The organism is Chryseobacterium sp. CH21 (assembly GCF_004119445.1).
Lineage (GTDB): Bacteria > Bacteroidota > Bacteroidia > Flavobacteriales > Weeksellaceae > Chryseobacterium.
Genome location: NZ_QICI01000091.1, coordinates 1 through 9,421 on the forward strand (window position 1 = coordinate 1; position 9,421 = coordinate 9,421).

A 9,421-nucleotide genomic window follows, 5' to 3' on the forward strand; every position below is an offset into this window, starting at 1 on the left:
GAAGTTCAATGCATTCTAATTTGAAAGCAATGCTAAATTTTTCTTTTCTATACATAAAAAATGCCCCTAAAAAGCGTCTAACTTTTTGGGGGCAGTCCAGTTTTCGGGATTTTTTATTTTGAAATATTCTATTTGAATATATAGCTTAAAGTAAGTGCAATTACCTGCTCTGATTTTTTCTTATCAGTCCCTTTTGTTTCTTTTTTAAGACCAGGGTAAGTATCACCAAGACCTAGGTCGTATTTTAACGCTACTTCGAGTTGTCTCTTATAGCTATATCCTACACCTAATCCAAGTCCCCAGTTGAAACTGTTAGCTTTTCCATCCACACCTGCCGGCTGGTTAGGATCAGTAACGTCCGGATCATAATAAGGTCTGCTTACAGGAGCATTTTTAACATTTTGACTTAGCAAAAAGTTAAATCTTGGTCCTATTAATCCAAAGAATTCTGATTCAGCTTCTGAAAAATATCCTTTGAAATAAAGGGGCACACTCAGATAGTTATTGGCATATACAGCATCGTAACCGCTTACTCCTTTAGCATCTTTATCTTTCCCTGTTTCTCCTGCACCATAGTACTGAACCTCGGGTTGAATAAAGAATTGGTTTGCCTTTCCTACGGGAATCAATGCCAAAGCTCCAGCTTGAAAAGTATATCTTGGGCCCGAAGGGTTATGGGCATTTGATACTCTGGAATAGTTTAAGCCACCTGTAACACCAAATCTTGTGCTTCCCCATTGCACTTGTGCAAAAGATAAAGCAGAAAGAGTCAGGGCTGAGGCTAATAAAAGTTTTTTCATATGTTGGGTTTTATATTTTATCCTAAGATTTTTGCTACAGTAGCACCGATATCAGCAGGAGAATCTACTACATTGATACCATTTTCTCTCATGATTTCCATTTTTGCCTGAGCTGTGTCTTCAGCACCACCTACGATAGCACCTGCGTGCCCCATAGTTCTTCCTTTTGGAGCAGTTTGTCCAGCGATGAATCCTACAACTGGTTTAGTAGATCCGCTTGCTTTATACCATCTTGCAGCTTCAGCTTCAAGACCTCCACCAATTTCACCGATCATTACAACCGCTTCAGTTTCCGGGTCGTTGATAAATAGCTCTAATGCTTCTCTTGTAGTAGTTCCGATGATTGGGTCACCACCAATACCGATTGCAGTAGAGATACCGTAACCAGCTCTTACTACCTGGTCAGCAGCTTCGTAAGTAAGGGTACCTGATTTTGAAACGATCCCTACTTTACCTTTTTTGAAAACGAAACCTGGCATAATACCAATTTTAGCTTCTTCAGAAGTAATGATTCCAGGGCAGTTTGGTCCGATTAATCTGCAGTCTCTGTCTGCGATATAAGATTTTACTTTTACCATATCAGCTACAGGAATACCTTCAGTAATACATACAATCACCTTGATTCCTGCTTCAGCAGCTTCCATAATAGCATCTGCTGCGAATGCCGGTGGTACGAAAATGATACTTACGTTTGCTCCTGCTTTTTCAACAGCGTCAGCAACTGTATTAAATACCGGCTTTCCTAGGTGCTCGCTACCTCCTTTTCCTGGAGTAACACCACCTACTACGTTTGTTCCGTATTCAATCATCTGACCAGCGTGGAAAGTTCCTTCGTTCCCTGTAAATCCTTGTACAATTACTTTAGAATCTTTGTTTACTAAAATTGACATTTTATTTTTGTTTTAATTTATTTATTTTCAGTTTATACGTCAGACAAAAATAATGATTATTTGTCGTTAAAAAAATTTTTAAATCTGATTTTATTCATCATATTTTTTCAACAGATCAATTAAATCCTGTTCCTTAAGTCTGTTATAATTAATATTTTCAATAAGCGGCTCAAGTTCGGGTTTTTCAACCATTAATTGTTTTAATTTCTTTCTGTTATTGACCAAAATACTCAAAGGTTGTCTTATATCTCCTTTGAACAAGACATCTGATACAAGGGTAGATCCGTCATAGCCGTGGCGTGTATATGCTTTCACCCATTTTATTTTTTTACCGTCATACACAAGCTCCACCAAAGTTTTGGTTGATTCTAAAGGAAAATAAATGAAAATCCTTGGCTTACCTTTAAGATCTGTAAATTCTATTTTCTGAATTTCAGAAGGCTGGTACTTAATAGCTTTTCCAACTTCCAGAATCTTAACTTTTCTGTCACTTATCGTTATCTCATCAATCTGATTACTGTCAAAAAGATTTATTATAAAAGGTATTTTAGCATCTACTGTTCTGTTGTCGCTAAATGTAACCTTTGATTCAATATGTGATTTCTGAGCAAAGCTCAATGAATATACAAAAAGAAAGAGAGCTAACAGGTTCTTCATCACAATTTTCTCAGTTTTACTTCTTTTTTCAGATAAGTTTTAAAATCTTCTGCAAACATCCCGATATAAGTTCCTTTTTCAAGATCTCTGTTGACGCCGGTTTTTCCCAAAAGCACAGATCCTGACTCTATTTTGTTCCCGGAAGCGATTCCAACCTGTCCCCATAACGTCACCTCATCTCCGATGATACAGCATCCTGCAATTCCTACCTGAGAGGCAATCAGACATTTTTTTCCGATAACGGTGTCATGTCCGATCTGAATCTGGTTATCCAAAACGGAGCCTTCTCCAATGATGGTAGAGTCTGTAACTCCTCTGTCAATGGTACAGCCGTTTCCGATCTCTACATTGTTTTCAATGATCACATTTCCTACTGAAATCAGACGGTCAAAGTTTCCGTTTAATTTTCTGTAATAAAATGCATCACCTCCTAAAACGGTATTGGACTGGATAATGACATTATCTCCAATTTCAGTACGGTCACCAATGACAACGTTAGGGAAGATAAGGGTATTTTTTCCGATTTTCACATTGTTTCCAATCACCGCTGAAGAGTGAATCTTTGTACCTTCTCCTATTTCAACATCGTGAAGTTCTTCTGTGAAATTATATATTCTGGTAAAATGAGTATTGATTTTATTAAAGTCTCTGAAAGGATCATCAGAAACTAAAAGTGCTTTGCCTTCCGGGCATTCTACTTCTTTATCAATTAAAATAATAGTGGCTGCAGAGTTTAAGGCTTTATCATAATATTTAGGATGATTTACAAAAACAATATCCCCTGGTTTTACCATGTGAATTTCATTAGTTCCTAATACTTCAAAGTCTTCAGGGCCAACAAATGCTGAACCTATCAAATCTGCAATCGTTTTAAGCTTTTGCGGAGAATGGAATCTCATAACAATAGATTTTCTTATAAAACAAAATTCGGAGTGCTACTGCAAACCGAATTTATGTAAATTTTATTTATTCTTTTACTCTTTCTAAGTAGCTACCGTCTTCAGTACTTACTTTAATTCTGTCTCCCGGTTCGATGAACAAAGGAACCATAACTCTTGCCCCTGTTTCAACGATTGCGTTTTTAAGAGCGTTGGTTGCTGTGTTTCCTTTTACACCCGGATCAGCTTCAATCACATCCAGATATACTGACTGTGGAAGTTCAGCAGAAAGTGGAGTTTCATCAGCTTCTTTCAAAATGATGGTTACTTCTTCACCAGCTTTCATAAACTGAGAATTTTCAATCATTTCTTTGTTGATGTATAATTGAGAGAAGTCATCATTGTTCATGAAATGGAATCCGTTCTCATCATCATAAAGATACTGGAACTTTCTAGTGATTACTTTTACTTCATCAATTTTGTGTCCTGCAGAGAAAGTATTATCAATTACTTTACCGTTAGTCACTGATTTTAATTTTGTTCTTACGAAAGCAGGTCCTTTTCCTGGTTTTACGTGAAGAAATTCGATTACTTTAAAAATATCATTGCTATATTCAATGCAAAGACCTTTTCTGATATCGTTACTTGTTGCCATTAATATATATTATTCTTTATTTTGATTTAAAAAGAGGTACTTGTACCTGCATAGTGCCTGGTCCTTGCTGCCACATCGGATTCACAACTTTGCCATTTGGTGAAATGTATGAACCATTAGTTGTATTGTTAAACATGGTGTTATTTCTGTTCAACTGATTCACATTGTTCTGAACCTTTGAATTGTTCTCATATTTTTTAAAGTATGAATCATTGTTCAGGCTTTTTTTCAAAGCGTTATTCACATTGCCTTTGGCAATACTATCATTTTGCAGTGTCTGTTTTCTCTCTATAGTCTGCTTCTTAGAAAACGAATCTTCTGTTTTAGCATTTGACGGTTTAGTTTGCTGCCCGGCTACAATAGCTGAGAACAAAAAGGATAATGATAAAAATAAATTTTTCATAAGTATGTAAGTGTTTTTATTGTTTTATTTTAGCTGCTTTCTTTACCAGTTCCGTATCCTTTTACAATTCCTCTTGGTGAGTTTTGAATAAATTGTAAGATTTCATCTCTTTCAGCCGTGGGAAGCATTTCTTTTTCAATATGAGAAATAGCCTGAGAAACGTTCATCTTCATTTGGAAGATTGCTCTGTAGATTTTCTGAATTTCAAAGATTTTCTCATTGGTAAATCCTCTTCTTCTTAACCCCACAGAATTGATACCAGCATAAGACATTGGCTCTCTCGCAACTTTTACGTAAGGTGGAATATCTTTTCTTACCAAAGTACCTCCGGAAATCATCACATGTTTTCCAATTTTACCAAATTGGTGAACAGCTGATAAACCTCCCATTACGGTATAATCTCCAATTTCCACATGTCCTGCAATACCACAACCGTTTACGATGATAACGTGATCTCCGATAACGCAGTCATGGGCAATGTGTGAAGTGGCCATAATAAGGCAGTGAGCACCTATTTTGGTATATCCTAAGGCTTTTGTCCCTCTGTTTACCGTAACACACTCTCTGATTGTCGTTTCGTCACCGATAATTACCTGAGTATCTTCACCATCAAACTTCAGATCCTGAGGAATTGCAGAGATTACAGTCCCGGGGAAAATCCTACAGTTTTTTCCTATTCTTGCCCCATCCATAATGGTTACATTAGGACCAATCCAGGATCCTTCTCCAATTTCTACATCCCCTGCAATTGTAGTGAAAGGTTCTACGATTACATTTTTGCTGATTTTCGCACGTTTATCTACGGCTGCTAATTGATGAATCATTTAATCAACTTTATTTTTTGCAACTTGAGCCATAAGCTCTGCTTCTACTGCTACAGTGTCTCCTACATATCCATACCCCTGCATATGAACAATTCCTCTTCTGATAGGCTCTATCAATTCAATTTTGAATATTAGCGTATCTCCCGGAATTACTTTTCTCTTGAATTTCACCTTATCAATTTTGATGAAATAGGTAGAATAATTTTCAGGATCCGGAACGCTCGCCAATACAAGAATACCTCCTGTCTGAGCCAATGCTTCTACCTGAAGTACACCAGGCATTACAGGTTCTTTAGGAAAATGTCCCACAAAGAAAGGTTCGTTCATCGTTACATTTTTCAAACCTACTACATGAGAGTCTGAAAGTTCAAGAACTTTATCGATTAACAGAAACGGAGGTCTGTGAGGCATCAGCTTCATAATTCCGTTGATATCGAATACTGGTTCTTTTGTCAGGTCAAAATCCGGAACGTTTTTCTTTTTTTGCAATTTCCACTGGCGGTTTAGTTTTTTCGCAAACTGAGTATTCACATAATGTCCCGGTTTGTTGGCAATAACTTTACCTTTTATTTTTACTCCTGCCAAAGCAAGGTCACCGATTACATCCAGTAATTTGTGTCTTGCCGCTTCGTTAGGATAATTTAAATTAAGATTGTCTAGAATACCGTTTGGTCTGATGGATACATTATCTTTTCCAAAGGCTTTCTTTAATTTTTCTGTAGTTTCAGGGGTAAGATCTTTATCTACATATACAATGGCATTGGAAATATCTCCGCCTTTGATCAAACCATGATCTAAAAGCATTTCCAATTCATGCAGGAAGCTAAATGTTCTAGCTGATGAGATTTCGTCTTTAAATTCTGAAATATTTTTAAGAGTAGCATTCTGAGTACCTAATACTTTAGTCCCAAAATCTACCATAGTAGTTACTTCGTAAGTATCTGAAGGAATGATAGTGATTTCCGAACCTGTAGCCGGATCACTGTACGTAAGAACTTCTTTTACCACAAGATATTCTCTTGCTACACTCTGTTCTGCTACTCCAACACTTTCGATAGCTTCCACAAAGTATTTTGAAGACCCATCCAGAATAGGAGGTTCTGAGGCATCCATTTCTAAAACTGCATTATCAACATCACAACCTACAAGAGCTGCTAAAAGGTGTTCGCAAGTGGTAATTTTTACCCCTAATTTTTCTAATGTAGTTCCTCTTTCTGTTGCTACAACATAGTTTACATCTGCTTCTACCTGAGGATGTCCCTCTAAGTCTGTTCTTACAAATACAAAACCTGTATTTTCTTTGGCAGGTTTAATGGTAAGTTTTACTTCTTTACCAGTGTGAAGACCAATTCCAGAAAGAGTAACCTCTTGCTGAAGTGTTTTTTGCATATCACTCATTAGTATTATCTTTTGAGTTATTCTCAAGATTATTTATTCTGTTTACGATTCCAGGTAAGTTCCTGAAATGAACATAGCTTCTCAAATAGTCATTGTAGCTTATTGCTGGTGAACCATACAATGTTTCTCTATCATTAACGCTGGAATTCACGCCGCTCTGAGCCTGAATTTTCACTTGATTTCCTATTTTGATATGTCCTACAACGCCTACCTGACCACCAATCTGGTTCCAGTCACCTATAGTAGTAGAACCTGCAATTCCGGCTTGGGCTGCAATTACATTGTTCTGACCAATTTTAACGTTGTGGGCAATCTGAATCAGGTTATCAATTTTAGTTCCTTTTCCTATAATGGTAGAACCTATTGTAGCTCTGTCGATACTACAGTTTGAACCAATTTCTACATCGTCTTCAATAATTACATTTCCAAGCTGTGGTATTTTCTTGAAGCCTTCTGCTGTTGGTTGGAAACCAAAACCGTCGCCTCCAATTACCGTATTTGAATGAATCACACAATTATCCCCGATAATACAGTAATCATAAATTCTGGCACCGCTGTCTATCTTACAGTTTTTACCAATTTTCACTCCTTTTCCTATATATACATGTGGATAGATCTGTGATCCCTCCCCGATTTTAGCTTTCTCAGAAACATACGTAAATGCTCCGATATAGGCTTTTTCTCCTATGACAGCTGTATCGTGAATGGATGAACCATTTTCAATACCTTCTTTTCTTCCCTGCATTTCCTGATATAAATTCATCAGAATCTGAAAAGAAAGATAGGCATCTTTTACAACGATTAAGGTAGGGTTATAACTATTTTTATCCAGAAGTTGTTCTGAAACAATAATAACAGAGCAGTTTGAGGTATCCAGAAAATGAGAAAATCTATCTTGTGCTATAAAAGAAAGATGTCCTGATTCACCATTTTCAATTGGTGAAACCCCTGTAATAAGTGCATTCTCGTCACCTATTATTTTTCCGTCAATAAAACTTGCAATTTGCGAAGCTGTAAATTCCATATTCTGCAAAGATAAGAAATTCTAGAATTTGCAAACATTTTTTGGTTTCAGATCGTAAATTTTAATATTATTTAAGAGTCTAGCCCCGAGATATCTCTTGGAAACATAAGGATATAGCGGGTTGTTTTATTTACAATCAACCCTGATAAAAGCTGGTCTTCCGACTCATGAAGCCTCGTTCTTTTACCGTTTTTATGCAATAAATAGATCGGCTGTTTCTCCGCATGATAGGGTAAAAGCTTTCGTTTTATTTCATGAACCAATTCTTTTCCATTATTAATTCCGAAAAATTCATTGCTGTTTTTCACTTTTTCATCAATTATTTCCTGAGTAAAAGGATGTGATGAAATAATGGTTTTAGGTAAATTTCGCTGAATTACACATTTACACCAATATGACAATACAAAGTCATCCGAATTTTGCCATTCTTTCATCGCCTGAATCACATCATTATCATCAAGCTTAGTGAATCTTTCTACATCTTCATCGGTTGCAGCACTCTTTTCACGGTATAAAAAATACTTCAGATTATCGGTTGCAGGAAGTTCTGCACCTTGAGAAATCAGATATTTTGCTCTTTCGAGGATTTTAACCAAAAGAAATTCGGCCAAAGCTGAAGTTTTATGATAATACACCTGCCAGTACATAAACATTCTGGCGGTCAGAAAATTTTCGATGGAATAAATTCCTTTTGCATCAATCACCAATTCCCCTTCTTCACATACATTCATCATGGAAATAATTCTCTGTGTATTAATATTTCCTTCGGATACGCCTGTAAAAAAGCTGTCTCTTTTCAGATAATCCAGACGATCAACGTCCAACTGTGAAGAAATCAGTTGATTGAAAAATTTCCTATGGTATTTTCCCTGAAACATTTCAATAGCCATCGAAAGCTGACCTTTAAACTCTTCATTCAGCTTATTCATCAATAGTAAAGAAAGATTTTCATGATGCCAGTCATCCATCAGCATACTTTCCAATGCATGAGAAAACGGACCATGACCAATATCATGCATCAGAATAGCCAGCATTGCTCCTTTTTCCTCTTCTTCGGAAATTTTCACGCCTTTCTGTTTCAATGTTTCCAAAGCAGTAAACATCAGATGCATTGCTCCGAGTGCATGATGAAATCTTGTATGAGTAGCTCCCGGAAAGATCAGGTTTAAAAGTCCTGTCTGCCCTATTCTTCTCAGTCTCTGAAAGTAAGGATGCTCAATGATATCAAATAAAATTTCGTGTGGAATTTTGATAAATCCGTGAACAGGATCGTTGATGATTTTTAGCTTATTCTGCATTGAAACGTCAATATTAGGAACAAAGTTAGGCATTTTAAATTTGAGTACTGATTAATTTCATGTTAAAAGAAAATCTGTCTCCACACAGGATTTATTCATTAAAAACCTTTGCTGCTATTGTATTTTAAACCTATCTTTGAGAGAGAAAACACGGTAATTTTTAATGAGAAAATACTCTATTTTCCTTTTATTATTTTTAAGTTTACATTTTTCCGCACAAATTATAACCGAGACCCAGAAACTGGAATCTCTCTGCAGAGTATGGGGATTTTTAAAATATTACCATCCACATGTTGCCAAAGGAAATCTGAACTGGGACAAGCAGCTTTTTCACAAAATAGATGAACTTGAAAATATTAATGATAAACAATCACTGAATAATTTCTATTCTGAATGGATTAGCAGTCTTGGTGAAGTTCCATCGTGCAAAGATTTCTATGTTAATACACAAGAGAAATTTGAATTTTTTATTGACACAAATTCTTCTTTTTGTAAAAATGGCTGTTTTCTATTGATGACAGCCATTATTCTGTGTACTAATTTATTTCTTACCGCATTCAGGACACTCATTTTATTTTTTCCTTCACTTACTTT

General features: G+C 36.1%; 10 protein-coding genes. All 10 read right to left on the reverse strand.

Annotated features, from left to right (window positions below; genetic code table 11):
- Positions 1–128 precede the first annotated feature (128 nt).
- Complete coding sequence (locus BOQ62_RS19025; RefSeq protein ID WP_129041986.1) at positions 129–800, reverse strand: porin family protein; 672 nt, start codon at positions 798–800, stop codon at positions 129–131.
- Positions 801–817: 17 nt separating this feature from the next.
- Positions 818–1,690: a succinate--CoA ligase subunit alpha gene (sucD, locus tag BOQ62_RS19030; RefSeq protein WP_002977143.1), complete on the reverse strand. Its 873-nt coding sequence runs from the start codon at positions 1,688–1,690 to the stop codon at positions 818–820.
- 90 nt (positions 1,691–1,780) lie between these two features.
- Positions 1,781–2,347: a hypothetical protein gene (locus BOQ62_RS19035; RefSeq protein WP_129041987.1), complete on the reverse strand. Its 567-nt coding sequence runs from the start codon at positions 2,345–2,347 to the stop codon at positions 1,781–1,783.
- A complete protein-coding gene (locus BOQ62_RS19040) occupies positions 2,347–3,246 on the reverse strand; it encodes an LpxD N-terminal domain-containing protein (RefSeq protein WP_129041988.1) in 900 nt (299 codons plus the stop codon). Before BOQ62_RS19040 ends, BOQ62_RS19035 begins: the two co-directional genes overlap by 1 nt.
- A 67-nt stretch (positions 3,247–3,313) precedes the next feature.
- The gene (gene efp / locus BOQ62_RS19045) at positions 3,314–3,880 is read right to left on the reverse strand and encodes an elongation factor P (RefSeq protein ID WP_076596574.1); all 567 of its coding nucleotides are present in this window, start codon (positions 3,878–3,880) and stop codon (positions 3,314–3,316) included.
- Positions 3,881–3,896: 16 nt separating this feature from the next.
- Positions 3,897–4,283, reverse strand: a complete 387-nt coding sequence (locus BOQ62_RS19050) for a hypothetical protein (RefSeq protein WP_129041989.1) — start codon at positions 4,281–4,283, stop codon at positions 3,897–3,899.
- A 29-nt stretch (positions 4,284–4,312) separates the two neighbouring features.
- Positions 4,313–5,107 carry an acyl-ACP--UDP-N-acetylglucosamine O-acyltransferase gene (gene lpxA / locus BOQ62_RS19055; RefSeq protein ID WP_129041990.1) on the reverse strand — a complete coding sequence of 265 codons (795 nt, stop codon included), beginning with the start codon at positions 5,105–5,107 and terminating at the stop codon, positions 4,313–4,315.
- Positions 5,108–6,505: a bifunctional UDP-3-O-[3-hydroxymyristoyl] N-acetylglucosamine deacetylase/3-hydroxyacyl-ACP dehydratase gene (locus BOQ62_RS19060; RefSeq protein WP_129041991.1), complete on the reverse strand. Its 1,398-nt coding sequence runs from the start codon at positions 6,503–6,505 to the stop codon at positions 5,108–5,110. It lies immediately after the preceding gene.
- On the reverse strand, positions 6,498–7,529 hold the full coding sequence (gene lpxD / locus BOQ62_RS19065) for a UDP-3-O-(3-hydroxymyristoyl)glucosamine N-acyltransferase (protein ID WP_129041992.1): 1,032 nt from the start codon (positions 7,527–7,529) through the stop codon (positions 6,498–6,500). The genes BOQ62_RS19060 and lpxD overlap by 8 nt, the downstream gene beginning before the upstream one ends.
- Positions 7,530–7,600: 71 nt before the next feature.
- Positions 7,601–8,827: an HD domain-containing protein gene (locus BOQ62_RS19070; RefSeq protein WP_129041993.1), complete on the reverse strand. Its 1,227-nt coding sequence runs from the start codon at positions 8,825–8,827 to the stop codon at positions 7,601–7,603.
- Positions 8,828–9,421 lie beyond the last annotated feature (594 nt).